At 43.4% G+C, this 20,620-nt stretch carries 1 protein-coding gene; it reads left to right on the top strand.

Annotated features, from left to right (window positions below):
• The first annotated feature begins 70 nt into the window (after nucleotides 1-70).
• Entirely contained in the window at nucleotides 71-20,611 is a 20,541-nt protein-coding gene (locus tag AB3G38_RS07785) for a non-ribosomal peptide synthase/polyketide synthase (protein ID WP_367867928.1), read from the top strand.
• Nucleotides 20,612-20,620: the final 9 nt, after the last annotated feature.

Genomic DNA, 20,620 nt, shown 5'->3' with positions numbered 1-20,620 from the left:
TTCAATGATTTTGAGCTGACTGTTCCTGCTTAAATATTAAAATAATTATAATCTTATAAAGTACTTCAAGATGATCGATCATAACATCGAAAATAAACTACTTTCTGACTATTGGATCAATAAGATAAAAGACAGAAAAACTATTCGTAAAGCGCATACTTTTTCATCTCATACAACTGTCATCAGCGGTAAAAAGCTGGCCTATTTGAATAAGGTTACCGGAGAACGTGTAATTGCAGAGTATACGGTGCTACTGGCCATTTATGCCTTGTTACTTAAACGGTATTTTGCGGAATTTGATGGAATGGTTTTTTCTATAGATCAACAGCCGGTCCTATTAGCTGTATATCCGGCGCAGGAAATTACTATCAGGGAATTTCTGTCTCAAATTAAAAATGAAGTGCTGGAAGTCAACTTGAATGCAAAATATGAGGTGAATGTTTTACAAAAGAGCGATATTGATTTTGCAGCGCTTACCCATTTTGGCTTAGTATACGGTGCAGAGACATCGGCCCCGCTACCTTTTTTGTTGAAGATATGGAAGGAAAACGGAGATTTACATTTGGAGCTGGAATATGCCGGAAGCTTTGTACATACTGAGCTGGCTAAACATTTTCTACACAACTATCAATTGTGGATTGAGCAATTAGAAGAATACATCAATACAACCGGTATCCCGGTGTTGAACGAAGCAGAGAAGCACCATATACTTTACGATTTTAATGATACTGCGAGGGATTTTCCCCGGGATAAAACAATTGTAGATTTGTTTGAAGCGCAGGTGTTAAAATCACCTGAGGCAATAGCCCTGAGTTTTGAGGGGCAAACACTTACCTACGCCGTGTTAAATGCAAAGGCAAATCAGCTTGCGCGTTATTTGCTTGATCATTATACTATTGCTGCAGATGATGTGGTTGGCATGCTGTTGCCAAAATCAGCTAATGCACTGATTACTATACTTGCGGTACTAAAAAGCGGTGCGGCATACCTGCCAATTGATGTTGATTATCCTGAAGAAAGAATTAACTATATTATCGCTGATAGTGGTATTACCATTTTAATCAAAGAGGAAATTGCTGTTGCGCAGTACGACAGCTCCAATTTATGCAGAACAATAGCTCCTGCTGACCTCGCTTATGTAATTTATACTTCTGGTTCTACGGGCAGGCCTAAAGGCGTAATGATTACGCACAGCAGTAATGTAAATATGTCTCTGGATCAGATCCGGTTATTTGATATTACACTAAAAGATAAAGTTGTATGGTTTGCTTCTATCGCCTTTGATGCTTCTGTTTCGGAGATAATGATGGCACTGTACAGTGGTGCTACGTTAGTTATCCCAGGGGAGGATGTGCTTAAGGAACATCACACATTTGGCTCCTTTCTGAAGCAAAATGCTGCAACGGTAGTCACTTTTCCGCCGAGCTACCTTGATTTGTTATCTGATGAAGATATCAGCGGATTAAGGTGTATTATTTCAGCAGGGGAAGCTGCACATCTGCAACGGGCTGTTACTATTGCCAAAACCATTGCTTATTATAATGCTTACGGGCCAACAGAGTGTGCTGTTTGTGTTTCAGTATATCAAGTAAGTGCTAACGATCAGATTATTCCTATTGGAAAACCCATCGCTAATTTGCGGGTATACATCCTGGATGATTATTTAAGGCCGGTACCTGTTGGAGTTACCGGGAAGTTATATGTGGCCGGACCGGGTGTGGCCCGGGGATACCTCCATAATGATGCACTTACAGCTGAAAAATTTGTGCCAGACCTGCTTGGCGATGGTAAAATGTATGATACTGGTGATACTGCAAGGTGGTTAGCTGATGGCAATATTGAATTTCTGGGCAGGATAGATGAGCAGGTGAAATTACATGGTTTCAGGATTGAACCCGGAGAGATTGAACATGAATTATTGCGTTTGGATAATACGTTGCAGCAAGTTGTGGTCGCAGTAAAGCAGGATGTGCTGGTTGCGTATTATGTATCTGCTGCTGCTGTGGATAAGGCTTTGTTGCGCGAGGGCTTGCTGACTATACTGCCAGGGTATATGGTGCCATCTTTTTTTGTGCGGTTAAAAGCATTGCCGGTAACCCCAAATGGTAAAACGGACAGAAAAGCTTTACCGGATGTACAAGAGGATGATGTGATCCACAAATTATATGCGAAACCGGAGAATGAGCTGGAGCAAAATATTGCCGCAATCTGGGAGCGCATATTGGGTATTGAAAGGGTTGGGGTTATGGATAACTTGTTTGAGTTGGGTGGAAACTCCCTGCTGATCTCCAGGGTAGCTGCCGCCATCAGGACAACATTGCAGGTAGATGTACCGCTGAAGCAAATGTTTTTGCATCCTACCGTGCGGTCTTTAAGTAATTACCTGAGCTTGCAGGATAAACTGGTTTCTTTACCAGCAATTGAGCGGCAGGAAAGGCCTGCCCGGTTACCTTTGTCATTTTCACAGGAACGTTTATGGCTGGTGCACCAGATAGAAGGAAGCAGTCATTATCAGATTCCTGTTGTTTTACAACTACAAGGGGAAATTGACAGAACGCTATTAGCCTGTGCCTTTGCTGCACTGCTAAACAGGCATGAAGTATTAAGGACGGTTATTGTAGATTCATTTCAGGTGATATTACCGGCAGGACAGTGGAAAATGAGCGATTATAAGGGCAGCCTGGAAGAGTTTCTGGCGATGCCTTTTGATCTTTCTACAGACCATTTGTTACGTGCTGGTCTTTTTGAAGGAAACGTGCTGGCCATTGTATTTCATCATATTGCTGTGGATGGCTGGTCTATGCCAATCCTGGCAGCAGAGCTTACTGAATTATATTTAGCCGCAAAAGAAACACGGGAAGCGGTACTTACACCGCTGGCACTTCAGTATGCTGATTATGCCATCTGGCAGCGCGGTCACCTCAATGGGGAGTATTGGGAAAGCAAGATTAAAGACATGTCTTTGCTGGAGTTGCCACTGGATTTTGCCAGGCCGGCTGTAAAAAGTATTCAAGGAGCAAGCTTATTTTTTAGCGTCAATCAACAGCAGACCCAGCTGTTAAAGAAATTGGCTGACCGGGAGCAGGTAACCTTGTTTATGACCTTGTTAACAGTCTTTAAAATACTATTATACCGCTATACGGGCCAGGAAGATTTAAGCATAGGCTCGCCGGTAGCCAATAGGGCACAAGACGAAGTAGCGCCTTTAATCGGATTTTTTGTGAATGTACTGCTATTGCGAAATGATTTGAGTGGTAATCCTGGGTTTAAAGAACTGCTGGCCCGGGTAAAGGAAAGTACACTCGAAGCTTTAGCGCATCAGGATATTCCTTGTAATGCCCCTTTGCTGAGCGTGCTGTTTGTTTTTCAGAACAATGAACAGGTAAAGGATTACCGTATTGGAGATGTAGATTTCAATATAGTACCGGTTGAACAGCGGCTTTCTAAACTTGACCTGACTTTTAGTATTACTGAAACTGCGGAAGGATTGGATGTAAGTATGCAGTACAATACGGATTTGTTTCTTCCGGAGACTATGATGCGGATGAAGGAACACTTTAACCTGTTGCTGTCTGCTGTAGTAGCTGATCCGGAAACACGGATAGGGGAGCTCAACATGCTACTGGCTGAAGATGAATTTACGGTAAACCGGGTGCCTTATCCTAAAGAACTTACACTTGTCGATATATTTGAAACCCAAGCCACTCGTACACCTGACGCTGTAGCCCTTATTTACGCAGAAAAAAGTATTACCTACAAAGAGATAGAAGAACGGTCTAACCAGCTTGCACACGAGCTGGTAAAACATGGTGTGAGTAAAAATTCCATGGTCTTGTTGTGCCTGGATGGGGCTTTAGAAATGGTGCTGACAGGCATTTTAGGTATTCTTAAATCAGGTGCGGCTTACGTGCCGCTTGATCCGGATTATCCACAGGAGCGCTTTGATTTTATTGTAAACGATACCAATGCACATTTTGTCGTGACTGACAGGTCGTGCGAAGCTTTGCTGGACAGTGCTAAGCTCCATGTAATACTTATGGACGAAACTTCAGCGGAGCCAGGTACCAGGCTGGTAACCGATTTGACTGCCGGGGATCTGTTATATGTAATTTATACTTCGGGATCAACAGGGCAACCCAAGGGTGTAATGATCACACACCAAAATGTAACGGATTATCTGTATGGCTTGTTTGCTACAGTTGATATGTCCCTGAACCGTAGTTTTGCCCTTATGTCTACCATTTCTACAGATTTAGGAAATACGGTACTATTTGGCTCCTTATTTTCAGGTGGTACTTTGCATTTGTTTGCTAAAGAAACATTGAGGACGCCAGCTGTATTACATGCTTATTTTGAGCAGTATGCCATTGATTGTATCAAGATAGTTCCCTCTTACTGGAAGTCGCTGCAAGATGCCGGGCGGTATCTGCTGCCTCAGCGGATGATTATATTTGGTGGAGAGGAGCTGCCACAGGTTTTGTTGCAACATATCACCTCCATAAAAGTGCTGAACCATTATGGACCTACGGAGACTACTATAGGCAAACTCTTGTTCCAGGTAAAACCTTTAAATGATTATCGGATAGTACCCATCGGTCAGCCTTTTTCCAATACTGATATTTATATTGTTGATCAAAATTTTGCGCTGTGTCCTATAGGCGTAGCAGGAGAGTTATTGATAGGCGGTGATGGAATTGCCAGAGGATATTTAAACCTTCCGGCCCTTACTGCAGAAAAGTTTATCGTTAACCCATTTGCTGAGGGCAGGCTTTACAGAACAGGTGATTTGGTCAGCAGGCTTGCAGATGGCAATATCGTGTTTAAAGGCAGAATTGATGAGCAGGTTAAAATCCGTGGTTACAGGATAGAACCGGGTGAAATTGCATCGGTGTTAAATCAGGTTGTAAGGCAGAGCGTAGTAGTGGTAAAGGAGGATGCCGGAGGCAACAAAAGGCTGATTGCCTATGTTGTTCCTGATGGTGAATTTGACACCGGTTTCCTGCAGCATCACCTGAGCAGTAAGCTGCCTGCGTATATGGTACCTTCGCAAATAGTAGAATTAAAAGCATTACCGGTAACCTCAAATGGAAAAATAGATAAAAAGGCTTTACCAGAGGTAACATTTACAGCCAGCAATTATGTTGCTGCGCGCAATGGAGCTGAAGAGATCTTAGTGAATATCTGGAAAGAACTATTACATCTTGAACGGGTGGGCATCCATGATAATTTTTTTGAACTGGGGGGAGATTCCATTATCAGTATCCAGGTAGTAAGCAGGGCCAACCGGTATGGGCTTGCGCTAAGTCCACGGCATATATTTGAGTACCAGACTATTGGTTCACTTGCTTTGCATTTGCAGGAAATTAACCTGGAAAATACAGCAGAACAAGGACATTTAACAGGAGAAGCGGCTTTATTACCTATACAACGCTGGTTTTTAGAAAGTAATTTTACGGATAAGTCGCATTATAACCAATCCCAGTTATTAAAGATTGATAAAAAAATAAGTACTACAGCGATTAAAAGTGCTGTAGATGCCCTTGTCGCACAACATGATGCCTTGCGCTTTAGCTATAAGGAGGAGAATGGTACATGGAAGCAATTTTATACTGAGGCAAAAAACGTTTTTGACATCCATGGAGGAGGCGATATTACAGCGTTATGTAATGCCGCACAAAGAAGTCTTGACATTACTGAGGGCAGATTAATCAAAGTATTGCTGATACAAACGCCTGAAGAGGATGTGTATAACCGGTTGTTTTTTGTGATCCACCACCTGGCTGTAGATGGTGTATCCTGGAGGATATTACTGGAGCAGTTTCAGGAATGGGTGATGGCAGACCATATCGTGCCTGGTTTAAAAACCAGCTCTTACAGGGAATGGGCTGCCATTTTGCAGCAGTATGAAGCAGCTGAGTATTGGAAAGGGATGGCAGAGCAGTATGTGGCTCTGCCTGTAGATAAAACTACAGACATGGTTATCACAGCTGCAGACAGGCAGACCTATCGTGTGGTGCTGAACAAAGAGCTTACGCATGCACTACTGGCCGAGGTGAACAAAGCATACCATACTGAAATTAATGATATTTTATTGACTGCATTGGCTAAAGTACTGTTTGACTGGACAGGTGCAGCACGCAGTGTAATTGGCATGGAAGGACATGGTAGAGCAGATATTAACCCTAATGTAGATACCAGCAGAACGGTTGGCTGGTTTACAACAATATACCCCTTGTTACTGGAGATTGAGGAAGGTTTATCATCGGGAGAGCTCATCAGTGGCGTAAAAGAACAATTGCGCACTGTCCCCGATAAGGGCTTAGGTTATGGGCTGCTGGGGTTGAAGAGCAAATGGGATATTGTTTTTAACTACCTCGGACAGACTGATCATGTAGCAAAGCTGATTATGTTGGCGGATGAGGATAAAGGGGATGACATCAGCCCGGCATTTCCTTTTGACAGGAAGCTGGATGTGCGTGGAATAATTGTGGCTGATGTACTGGTGCTGGACTGGATTTATGCTCCTCAGCAGTATTATCCGGAAACGATTGTTACACTGGCAACTGCTTATATTGATCAGCTAACGCAATTAATTGTCCATTGTAAAACACATGGCCGCAGAGAATTTACACCATCAGATTTTGGACTTGCACCAGAAGTGGGCTATAAAGAATTAGCTGCGTTTTGTGCAACTAAAAATATCAGTGCGGTTTACCGGCTTAGTCCTTTGCAAAATGGAATGTTGTTCCATCATTTGTATGATGAAGCGGCTAAGTCTTACCGGCAGCAACTACAGGTTGATTTTAACTGTACTATAGATGTAATTGCATTTGAAGCTTCATGGAATTATTTGCTTACCCGGTTTAGTGTTTTAAGAAGCGCCTTTGTGGCTGGTGAATTGGCTGTTCCTGTACAATGTGTATATGAGCAGGTGTCTGTGCCTTTTAAAGTGCTGGATATGAATGCTGCTGAGGCAGATTCCTTTATAAAGGCAGATTTAGAACTTGGTTTTGATTTTGAAGTAGCGCCGTTAATGCGGATTACTTTGATCCGGTTAGCCCCTTCGTCGTATAAAATGGTTTGGACACATCACCATATTATACTGGATGGCTGGTCTAATTCCGTATTGTTAGCCGAATTCAAACAAGCCTATGCGGCTTTTGCCAGCGGAAATTTCCCTGTTGCCAAAGAAGAAGACAGGTATGCAGATTATGTCAAATACATTGCCAAAACTGATGCTGCGGTAGCTGAAGAAGCCTGGAAAGCATATATGTCAGGCTTTAGGGAGAAGACTTTATTGCCTTTTGCCAGAAAAGTTGCCGACCATGAGCGCAGTAAGGACGAAGGCAGGGTAGCACACAGGCTGTTTGAAATCAATGCGCAGGCAATAAAGAGGTTTTGTCAGCGACATCAGTTGACCGTAAATACTTTTGTGCAAGGCGTATGGTCTCTGTTATTGAGCAGCTATACGGCATCTCCGGATATCACATTTGGTGTAGTGGTATCTGGTCGCCCCTTTGATTTGCAGCATGCAGAACAGCGTGTGGGATTATATATCAATACTATTCCCTTGCGGACGGTACTGGGTGAGCAGCAGGATACGGTATTGTGGCTAAAGGAATTGCAAAGCGCTCATATGCATAGCAGACAATATCAATATACCGCTTTGAGCGAAATCCAGCATTGGATAGGCATAAACGGAGATTTGTTTGATAGCATTCTGGTCTTTGAAAACTATCCTGATAGCGATGCAGAAGAGGATCTGTTACCGATAGCTCAGTTAGCTATGAATGAGCAGACCAATTACCCCTTAACGATTACAGCTGTTGAAAAGGATAATCAATTGAAATTTAACTTCAGTTATAATACTGATTTATTAGATAGCAGTGCGATAGAAATGATCATAGGGCATTTTCAGCATGTGGTACCGCAATTGCTCCATCAAAAGAACCTTGCCGCTGTACAATTGGTCACACCTGCAGAGGTGGAGCAGTTACTGGTTGATTTTAACCTGACTGAGACGGCTTATCCTGCTGAGCAAACGATAGTTGATTTGTTTGAGGAGCAGGTAGCCAAAACGCCTGATGATATTGCCCTGATTTTCGCTGAAGAGAAACTGACCTATAAAGCATTGGATGACCGGGCAAACCGCCTGGCACAGTATTTAAGAGCTGCTTGCGCGGTAGAGCGGGATGAGCTGGTAGGGATTATGATGGATAACTCGGTATGGGCTGTTGTAGCTGTACTGGGTGTATTAAAAGCAGGAGCGGCCTATGTACCTATTGACAGCCATTACCCGGCCGACCGGAAAGCTTATCTGATCAAAGATACAGCCCTGAAAGTATTAATTACAGCATCGTCAACTGTGTTGGATAGCATTGCGCCGGAAGTGGAGGTATTAGTTATCGACAGGCAGTTTGATGATTTTGAACTGGCAGCTGATTATAAGCGTGACTATAAGATTATGCCCAATCATGTGGCCTATGTAATTTATACCTCTGGTTCCACTGGTAAACCTAAAGGCGTAGTAGTTGGACATGAGAGCCTGTACAACTATAGCTTGCATGCTATGGGCAATTATACGGTAGACGGTAATAAAACAGGTAGTTATATCCATATGCCGCTGACTTTTGACGCATCGGTAACTGCTTTATACATTCCTTTGTTACAGGGCAAACAAATAGTGATTAGCACGGGCGGCGGCACAGACATATTTAATGACCCTAATTTTGTCAGGTATGCACCTTACGATTTTATAAAACTTACCCCTGCACATCTGATTGTATTGAAGAACATATTGGATGCACAATTGCTGCCGGGCCTTACCCATAAATATGTGCTGGGTGGTGAGGCTTTAAAATCGGGAGATGTACAGCATTGGACAGACAGTGGTATAAGGGTAGAGATTATCAATGAATATGGGCCTACGGAAGCAACCGTGGGTTGTAGCACGTATAGTTTCTTTACAGCTGAACCTGTTGCCTTTACCGATGTGCCTATAGGAAAACCGATTGCCAATACCAAGCTTTACTTATTAGATACCTCCGGCAATCTGGCCCCTGTTGGGGTACCGGCAGAATTATACATTGGAGGAGTAGGTTTAGCCAAAGGATATTTGCAATTGCCAGCATTAACCAATGAGCGCTTTACTAAGGGTGATTATGGGCGGCTGTACAAAACTGGTGATCTTGCCAAATGGCTGCCTGATGGCAACCTGGTTTACCTGGGCAGGCTTGATGACCAGGTGAAAATTAATGGTTACCGGATAGAGCCTGGAGAAATTACAGCTGTCTTAAATAGCTGTGAGCAGGTTAGCCAGGGCATTGTGATACTAAAAGATAAAAGACTGATTGCCTATATAGTGCCGGAGGGAGTATTTGACAAGGACTTTATACAGGCGTATTTAAAGTCGCATTTACCGGAATATATGCTTCCGTCGTTATTGCTGGAGCTGCCGGAAATGCCACTTACCCACAATGGAAAGATTGATAAGCAGGCATTGCCTGATGTTGTTCCTGTTAATTTTTATGTCGCCCCCCTTAAGGACACGGAAAGGAAACTGGCAGGCATCTGGCAGGAATTGCTGCATGTAGCGCGTATCGGCATCGATGATGACTTTTTTGAGCTGGGGGGAGATTCTATTGTGAGTATACAGGTGGTAAGCAGGTGCAGTAAGTTGGGTTTGCATCTACATCCGCGCGACCTTTTTGAGTACAGGACCATTAGGTTATTAGCCACCAGAATGGATAATAATAACGATAATATGGTCGCAGAGCAGGGCTTGCTGACAGGCCAGGCAGTACTGCTGCCTATACAGCAGTGGTTCTTTGAGTTGCCCTATGCGCATCCTGCGCATTATAACCAATCACAGTTGCTCAATATAGATAAATCAGTAAGTGCTGCTGTAGTTAACACTGCTGTAAAGGCGCTGGTAGCGCAACATGATGCTTTACGGTTTATTTATCAGGATGGGCAACAGTGGTATGGTACTGCTGAAGGAATTGTTGAAGTACATGAAAGTGCTGAGATTACTGTCTTGTGCAACGCAGCGCAAAGGGAGCTTGATCTGACAACAGGTAGCCTGATTAAGGTATTGTTGATACAAACACCTGCAGCTGATGCCTATAACAGATTATTTATAGTGATCCATCACCTGGTTGTGGACGGTGTATCCTGGCGGATATTGCTGGAACAATTGGATAACCTGTTAAATGGAGAAACACTGGGTGCTAAATCTACTTCTTACCGGGCTTGGGGGAATGCGCTGCAGCAGTATGCTGCAAGTAAGGTCATAACAGCCCAGCAAACTTACTGGCAAAATGTAATTGGGGCTTATCAGCCTCTGGCTATAAAAAATACAGCGTCCCGTAAAAGTTTTGTGCTCAAACTCGATAGTACGTATACCCGGGCTTTGTTACAGGAAGTACACCAGGTGTACCATACAGAAATTAACGATATACTGCTGGCCGCACTGTCGCAAACGTTATTTACAGAGACGGGTGCAGTGGATACGGTGATAGGCATGGAAGGACATGGCAGGGAGTATATTTCCAGGGACCTGGATACCAGTGCTACCCTGGGCTGGTTTACTACGGTGTATCCCGTCTTGTTATCTGCAGCGCCTGGAATTGCTTCAGGAGATCTGATTAAGCAGGTAAAGGAACAGCTGAGAGCGGTGCCGCAAAATGGAATAGGATACGGATTATTACGTTACCTGCATCCTTCAGCATCCGTAAGAGATAGTTTAAAGGCAGGCCAATGGGATGTTTTATTTAATTACCTGGGCCAATCAGATAATGTGTTGAACAGTGCCTTATTACATGCCGCAAGTGAAGAGACAGGTGATAGTGTTGCCGCTGATTTTTCATTTAGCCCAATGTTGGACATCAGTGCTATTATAAGAGAAGGGGAGCTGAACCTGCGTTTCAGTTCTACTGCGGATGCTGATTTTATACAGGCTTTGGCAGCATCATTTTTAGCTAACCTTAAACTATTAATCACCCATTGTAAGCAAGCTGAAACAAGGGAGCTTACCCCTTCTGATTGTGGACTGGCACCTGAAGTGGGTTACAAAGAACTGTCTGCTTTTCTGGCGGATAGAAATATCACTGAGGTGTATCGCATAACACCATTGCAGAAAGGAATGCTGTTCCACTATTTGTATGATCAAAGTACGGCTTATCTGGAACAGTTTCAGCTTGACTTTACAGCTGGTGTGAGTATAGATGCCTTCACCGCATCATGGAATTATATCCTGAGCAATCACAGTGTATTAAGAAGTAGTTTTACTGCGGATGCCTTTAGTATACCAGTACAATGTGTACATCCTGAAGTCAGCATGCCCATTACATTACTGGATTACAGCGGGCTCGAGGGAGATGTACAAGCAGCTGCACTGCATGTGTTTTTTACCGATGACTTTCAACAGGGCTTTGACCTGGATGTACCACCCTTAATGCGGATTACACTGATTAAATTAAGCAGTTCTTCTTATAAAATGATATGGACACGCTATCATATTTTGCTGGATGGATGGTCTAATTCTGTGTTGATCGCTGAATTTCTGGAGGCCTATGAAGCCTTTGCAAAAGGTGCTGTTCCTGCCGTTAAGGAAGAAGACAAGTACAGTGATTTTATTAAATATATTGGTCAGGCTGACCATTTTGCTGCGGAGGATTTTTGGAAGCATTATCTGCACAGGCTTAACGACAAAACCATGTTGCCATTTGTAGGGAATGTTGCAGAACATAGCCGGAATACGGGAGACGGCAAAGTGGCGCATAGTTATTTGCGCACAGGCAGGGCGGTTACGGAGGAGATGAAGCAATTTTGCCAGCAACATCAGCTTACGCCCACTACTTTGTTGCAGGGTGTATGGGCATTGCTGTTAAGCCGGTATACGGGCAATATGGCGGTAGTTTTTGGTATGGTAGTGAGCGGCAGGCCTGTTGACCTGTTGAATGCAGAGCAGAGAATTGGTTTATACATTAATAATTTACCGCTGCATAGTGTGGTAGAAGGAGTGGTTATTGACTGGTTGCACATGATCCAGCGGGAGCATACCGATGCAAGACAATATCAATATACTGCGTTAAACGAGATACAGCATTGGATCAATGTAAAAGGTGATCTGTTTGATACAGTAATGGTATTTGATAATTACCCAAAAGCTAAATATGAAGCCAATGCACATGCGTTAAAAGTTGATGGTATGCGTTTGACAGAAAGAAGGAACTATCTGCTGAGCCTTTCTGTCAGTTTGAAAGAAGAGCTGGTTATTGATTTCTCTTATAACAGCGATCTGCTGGAGCTTTATTATGCAGAAATGATTAAGGGGCATTTTGAACAGGTTTTACAGCAACTGATCAATCATCCCACCAGGATGGTTTCAGCTATTGATCTGTTAACAGCAGAAGAACAGCTAGGGCTTAATGCTACTGCGGTTGATTATCCTTTGGATAAAACGATGGTAGATTTGTTTGAGGAACAGGTAGCAAAAACACCTGGAAATATAGCAGTGATTTTCGCTGGAGAGGAATTGACGTATCGGGAACTGGATGACCGGGCTAACCGTTTAGCACATTATTTAAGGGTTACGTATTCCCTGCAGGCTAATGACCTGACCGGCATCATGATGGATCGATCAGTATGGTCAATAGTAGCTATACTGGGTGTTTTAAAAGCAGGGGCTGCATATGTACCGATTGATATCAATTACCCCCTGGAGCGAAAATCTTATATCATCAGAGATACAGCCCTGAAAGTGTTAATTATAGAATGGTCCAGTATGATGGAGCTTATGGAGCTTGATGTACCGGTATTAGCTATTGACATACAATTTGATGATTTTGAGGAGTTTTCCAGTCGGGAGCGTGATTATGTAATTAGTCCCGATGATCTGGCTTATGTAATTTATACCTCTGGTTCTACGGGTAAGCCTAAAGGAGTAACCATCAGGCACGCCAGTAATGTTAATATGTCGCTGGATCAGCTGCTGAAATTTGATATTACCACAACGGACCGTATTTTACAATTTGCCTCGCTGTCTTTTGATGCTTCTGTTTCAGAGATATTTATGGCTTTTTATGCTGGCGCGACACTGGTGCTGATAGCAGAGCCAATCATTGCCGATGGAGATAAGTTTCTGGATTATACCAAAAAGCATGGGGTGAGTGTAATTACCTTCCCACCAGTTTATCTGCGCACGCTGGACCGTAATAAGTTAAATTTTCTGCGTGTGATTATTACTGCAGGAGAAGCCGCTATTGTTAGCGACGCACTGTATTATTCAGGTATTTGCGCCTACTATAATGCTTACGGACCTACGGAATGTGCGGTGTGTGTATCCACTTATAAAGTAGACCCGAACCGCATTTATAAAGGACAGATACCCATAGGCAAGCCTATAGCAAATATGAAAATGTATATCATGGATAATGAAATGCAGTTATTGCCTGTAGGGGTTGAAGGCGATTTGTATGTAAGCGGACGGGGCTTAGCTAAAGAATATTTACATCTTCCTGAATTGACAGCAGAGAAATTTGTGCTTTACAATGCTGAGCGTTTGTATAAAACAGGAGATAAAGCCAGGCGCTTACCGGATGATCATATCGAATTTTTAGGCAGGGCAGATGAGCAGGTAAAGATCCGCGGGTACCGGATAGAACTGGATGAAATCACATCGGTACTTAATCTTATCGTTCCTGGCATCGTTGTCGCTAAAGAAGATAGTTTAGGCAATAAGCGTTTGATCGCTTATATGGTTGCGGACAAGAATGAAGAGCGTGAAGATATTATACAGCATCTGAAAGCACAGCTGCCTGATTATATGATCCCTGCCTTGTTTATGATGCTGGATTCCCTGCCTTTAACTACCAATGGCAAAGTAGATAAAAAAGCGTTACCAGATCCTGATGCAGTATCTTTATTGACCAATGCATACGAGGCGCCAAGGGATGAAACTGAGCAACAGCTGGCTGTGATATGGGAAGAGCTATTGGGCCTTGGCAGGGTTGGTATCTATGATAGCTTTTTTGAGCTTGGGGGCGATTCAATTATTTGTATACAGCTGGTTAGCCGGGCCAATAAACATGGATTTACTTTACAACCGCAGGATGTTTTTGAATACCAGACTATTGCTGCTCTAGCTGCAAGACTGAAGGAGAATGCTGTTGTAAATGTTGCAGAGCAGGGCCTTTTGACAGGTGAGGCTGGTTTGCTACCTATACAGCGGTGGTTTTTGGATACGGAATATGATAACAAATCTCATTATAATCAATCACACCTTTTAAGTATTGATAAAGGCATAACTGCCTTGCAGGTCACCACCATCATGCAGGCACTGGTGGCCCGGCATGATGCGCTTAGATTCCGGTACACACAAAGAGAAGGTGGATGGATACAGGAATATAGTGATGCAGCAGGTGTTGTAGAAGTTTATGAGGGGGGGGACATTACGGAATTGTGCAATGAAGCCCAAAGGGGATTAGCGATCGGTGAGGGAAAAGTGATTAAGGTATTGCTGATCAAAACACCGGAAAGTGAGGCCTGCAACCGGTTATTTATGGTGATACACCATTTGGTGGTAGACGGCGTATCGTGGAGGATTTTATTGGAACAGTTTCAGGAAGGGTTAAAGCAGCCTGTTGCAGCATTGGGCGCAAAAAGCAGTTCTTTCAGGGAATGGGTGAATGCGTTAAATGTATACGCAGAGCAAGATGAGGTAACTGCGCAGCTGGCTTTCTGGCAGGATATTGCCGATGCCTATTCACCTTTACCGGTTGACAGAGATGCAGAAAAAATAGTATGGGCCGACAGGCTTACGCATACCATAACGCTCAGTAAAGAATTGACGCGTTTATTGCTGACAGATGCGAACAGGGCCTACAATACAGAAATCAATGATATTTTATTGACTGCGCTGATCAGTACCTTAAATGAATGGAGCGGAAGTTCATCTGCGGTTATCGGAATGGAAGGGCATGGCAGGGAATATATTGCTGCTGAGCTTGATACCAGCAGCACAGTTGGCTGGTTTACAAACGTGTATCCATTGCTCTTAACCACAGCAGCAGATCTATCTTCAGGTGACCTGATCATGTCTGTAAAAGAACAGTTGCGTCAGGTGCCGCATAAGGGCATGGGATATGGGCTGTTACGTTACAAAACTACACTGCATGCCAAATGGGATGTTGTTTTTAACTATCTGGGCCAGACTGACAATGTGCTGGCAGGCAGCGAATTTTTACATGCGGCGGCTGAACATCCTGGCAATAATATTGGAGGTACCTATCCGGCAGGGACAAAAATTGATATCAATAGTGTAGTGACTGAAGGCATGCTCATCATAAATTGGGGGTATAGCGAAAAGCAATATGAACAGGCTACCATAGCAAAACTCTCGACAGCCTTTATTGACCATCTGAGTACTTTGATTGGGCATTGTGTCCATCAGGAGAAGCAGGCTACCCCTTCAGATTATGGATTGTCTCCGGAGGTTAACTACAAAGAATTGTCCAGGTTTTTAGCTGGCAAACAGCTTAGTGATATTTATCGGTTAAGCCCTCTGCAAAAGGGTATGTTATTCCACCACTTGTATGACAGTAATGGAAAAGCCTATATGGAGCAGATGCGGCTCGATTTGCCGCATGGCCTTGATATAGGGGCTTTTGAAAAGGCATGGAATTATATTATCCAGCATCACAGTATATTAAGGACTGGTTTTGTTGCTGATGAACTGAGTATACCTGTACAGTGTGTACATGAGGATGTTCGGTTACCCTTATCGGTATTGGATTACACGGAGGTGGAAGATAAGGAAGCTGCTGTAAAGCAGTTTTTAGCGGCAGATCTGGAACGTGGATTTGATTTTAAAACGCCTCCATTGATGCGTATTACCCTGATTAAATTGGGTGCGTCTTCCTATAAAATGATATGGACGCATTATCATATTATACTGGATGGCTGGTCTAATGCGGTGTTGATTTCTTCGTTCCTGCAAACTTATGCGGCTTACTTCAGGGGCAGGACGCCTGCCGCTATTCCGGTAGATAATTATGGAGATTATATCAGGTATATTGGAAAGTCTGATCATTATACAGCACAATTATTCTGGAAAGAGTATCTGGCGGGCTACACCGAAAAGAGTTTCTTGCCTTTTGCTAGTAATGTAGTTGAAATAGAGCGCAATAAGGGCGGTAAAATAGCGCATCAACGATTGGTTGTTGAAGCCGGGCTGGTAACTGCCGTAAAACGTTATTGCCAGCAACATCAATTAACGGTAAATACATTGGTACAGGGTATTTGGTCGCTGTTATTAAGCAAGTATACCGGCAATAATGGCGTTGCTTTTGGTGTAGTGGTTTCTGGTCGTCCTGCAGACCTGGCTGATGCTGAGCACCGTATCGGTTTATACATCAATAATCTTCCTTTGTACACGATTGTGCCGGACGAACAGCTTACCTCAGACTGGCTGCTTACGATCCAGAAAGAACATACCAGGGCAAGAGAATATCAGTATACCACATTAAATGAGATACAACAGTGGATAGGTATCAAGGGAGACTTGTTTGATACCATTTTAGTCTATGAAAATTATCCGAAGATGGACGCTGAAGAAGAGGTGTTACAAGTAGGTGATTTGACGGTTGAAGAACAGACCAATTACCTGTTAACATTAACTGCAGTAGAACAGCAGGATAGTTTACGGTTTGATTTTGCCTATAACAGCGACCTGCTGGACGGCTATTATGCCGAAATGATCAAAGGTCACTTTGAGCAGGTATTGGGACAGGTCATAGCAAACCCTCCGGTGATGGAGATTGAAATATTGACGGCGGATGAACATGCTCAACTCGTTAATGAATTTAATGATACCGCTGTAAATTATGATATAGCGGAAACGATAGTGAGTTTATTTGAAGCGCAGGTGAGAAAAACACCTAACCTTAAGGCATTTGTTTTTGAAGCCGAAGAACTAACGTACAGGGAACTGAATGAGCGTGTAAATCAGTTAGCCAGGTATCTGATCAGCAAGGGCGTTGGTGAAGGCCAGCTGGTGGGGATTTGTATAGACCGGTCGGTGGATATGATGGTAGGTTTGCTGGGGATACTGAAGTCGGGCGCTGCTTATGTTCCCATTGATCCAACATATCCCATTAACCGGATCAATTACATGCTGGAAGATTCCCAGGTATCAACATTGCTGGTGAATAAGGATACCGCTGCTTTAATTACTGCGGGAGCAGTACCCTTTGTACTGTCATTGAGTGATCGCTTATTGCTGGATGGGGAGGATCCCGGAAATCCAGTTACGCCATTGGCTGCCAGCTCGCTGGCCTATATTATCTATACTTCAGGTTCTACGGGTAAGCCTAAAGGAGTAATGATCAGCCATCGGAATGTGGTTAACTTATTTACAGGACTTTACCAGCGCTTTGCGTTTGACGGGCCACAAAACTGGCTGGCTGTGACAAGTATCAGTTTTGATATCTCTGTGGTGGAATTGTTCTGGACATTGATCAATGGGAACAAGGTGGTTATGCTGCCAGATCGTCCGTTACCATTGACCGCTAAGGTGAATATGGATTTCAGCCTGTTTAATTTTGCCGCGCAAGAGGCGATAACTGCCGTGGAAAGTGAGGAAGCATTTAGACAAGCAGGCGCCATGGGTGCAAACTTGCTTACACATTTACTAGGTAAGACCAATGAAGAATTAAAAGACAGGATTGCGGTGTACAGGGCATCCCTGGCTGCGCATGGGTTTGATCCTGAACAGGGTAAAGTAGCGCTGATGCTGCATGCCTTTATAGGTGATGATGTGCAGCAGGTTAAAGAAACGGTAAAGGAACCATTTAAAAATTACCTGCGGCATTCAATAGATCTGCTCAGACCAGTAGCAGATCAAGCCGGACTAAGTCTTGAAAGAGATCTGGATCTGATACTGGAAATCAGCTTTGAACGCTATTTTAGTACAAGCGGGTTGTTTGGAACACCGGAAAGTTGCCTGGCGCGTATTGGGGAGCTGCACGCCATCGGTGTGAATGAGGTTGCTTGTCTTATTGATTTTGGTGTTGACACAGCTATCACATTAGCGCATTTATCGCATCTGAAGAAATTACAGGACCTGGTTAAACAAACGGCAGCACAGCAAAAGTTGCTGGCCAGGCGAATGGAAAACGTAGGATCACCAGAAGAGATCATTTTGCAGCAGGGGATTACCCACTTGCAGTGCACGCCATCGTTTACCAAAGAGCTGTTGAGTAACCCTGTTGGTCAGCATGCCTTAAAACAACTGAAAACATTAATGATTGGTGGTGAAACATTGCCTGTCGCATTAACTAAGGAGCTGTTTACCTATTACAAGGGTGTTATTTATAATATGTACGGCCCTACAGAAACTACCATCTATTCTACAATCAAAGCGATTACACCTGCAGATAAGATATCCATTGGTACTCCTGTTGCTAATACGCAGGTGTATGTTTTGGGCAGGGGTAAAGAATTATTACCTGTAGGGGTAGCCGGTGAGATCTATATAGCAGGAGATGGCATTTCGCGCGGCTATCTGTATAAACAGTTACTCACAGAGGAGAAATTTACCAGTCTTCCTTTTGGGAAAAATGGTAAGCTCTACCGCACGGGAGATTTGGGGCGCTGGTTGCCAGATGGAGAGCTGGAATGTTTGGGAAGGCTGGATGACCAGGTGAAAGTTAGAGGTCACAGGATTGAAATTGGAGAAATAGAAAGTGTGATCAGCGAGTTACCAGAGGTTCGTGAATGTGTGGTAGTGAAGAAGGAAGATGCCTTAGGGAATACGATGCTGGTCGGGTATATTGTACCGGGAGAGGGCTTTGATCAGTCAGCCGTATCAGCCTATATCAAATTGAGGCTACCGGCCTATATGGCACCTGCCTTATTGCTTACGCTGGATAAACTACCCTTAACACCAAACGGAAAGATTGATAAAAAAGCTTTACCAGCTGCTGAGCATATTGAATTGTTAGCTGGTAACTATGTAGCGCCAAGAAATGACACAGAGGAAAAGCTGATTAAAATATGGACTAACTTATTGAAAATAAAACGGATCAGCATAACAGATAGTTTTTTTGAGCTGGGGGGTAATTCCTTGTTGGCTATACAGATTATTGCCGCAGTCGGTAATGAAATGGGCGTACAGATCACTATCAAAGATTTGTTTGAAAACCCTGTGGTTGAAGCGCTGGCAGCAGTAATTGGCGGTAAAGAGCAGCATGTGGTTAACAGATTGATGAAGGCGCCAGCCTTAAAGACCTATCCAATTACCAGTATTCAAAAAGCATACTGGCTGGCTTCGCAGCAGGAAAATGTAGCTATTTCTTATAATATTACATTGGGTTGGCAGGTAGAAGGCGAAATAGACCAGCTAAAGCTACAGGAGGCATTCGGGTTATTGTTACAGCGGCATGATATCCTGCGTTCGGTGATCAATTATGATGAAAATGGAGAGCTGAGCTTACTTGTGCAAGATACGATGGATGGATTTATGGCAGCATATGGCGATGATGAACCCATGCATTTACTGGCAGAAGAAAATCGTTTTGTATTTGACTTTGAGCAAGGGCCATTATTGAGGATCAGGATGTTGAGAAATACTGATGGAACCTGTTTTATTTTCTTTAATACTCATCATATCCTGGTTGATCCATTCTCACTGAAGCTCATATTTGTAGAATTACTGGCACTTTACAAAGGCGATGTGTTGCCTGCGGTTGGCTATACTTTTAAAGATTATGCGTACTCACTCTCCATCACGGCAGATGACCGTATGCAACAGGAAACATTTTGGAGAAGTTATCTGCAGGACCGGATTCCGGAAGTGCACTTCCCGGCTGCCAGGCAAAATGTGGCTTTGCGCAATGAGGCCAATGTTTTGACGCTGCAGGTTACTGACCAGGTTTTGTTGCAGCGCCTGAGGAGTTATAACCGGGAACAGCAGGGTACCATGTTCATCATGTTGCTGACCTTGGTCAATGTAGTAGTGTATATGGAAACCGGGCAGCAGGATATCAGTTTTGGTAGTCCGGTAAATGGCAGGGATAGTGAAGCGTTAAAAAACATAGTTGGGCTTTTTCTGAATACGGTTATCATCAGGACAACCATAACCGGAGACCCTACTTTTGAGGACCTGTATACCAAGGTAAAGGCATCCGTCATAGCCGTATTAGCACACAGTGCTTTTCCTTATCTTGATGTAGCGGATATCGATACAGGCAGGGGTGAATTTAATATAGGATTTAATCTTAACCCGACCGATCTTAATATGGCGGATATCAGTTATCCAGACCTTGATTTTATACCCTTAAAACCGGAAGGACATTTTGTAAAAGCGGATTTATGGTTTGATATCACAGAGTGGGAAGAGAAGTTGACGATATCACTTTCTTACCGCAAAGACCGTTTTGATGATGCCTATATCCAATCGCTGATCGCTCAGCTGGAACGTTTGCTAAAATATTGCCTGTCCGATAAAGACGCTACGTTGAGCAGATTAAAAGCTACTCTGGTAGCTGAACAGGTAAATCAGGTGCAGCGTAAAAACCTTTCAAAACTCAAAAAACAAATTAATTCCTAAATTATTTAT

It is taken from the genome of Pedobacter sp. WC2423 (genome assembly GCF_040822065.1).
Taxonomy (GTDB): domain Bacteria; phylum Bacteroidota; class Bacteroidia; order Sphingobacteriales; family Sphingobacteriaceae; genus Pedobacter.
Note: the sequence above shows the minus strand (reverse complement) of the source record. Positions and strands in the feature narration are given on the sequence as shown.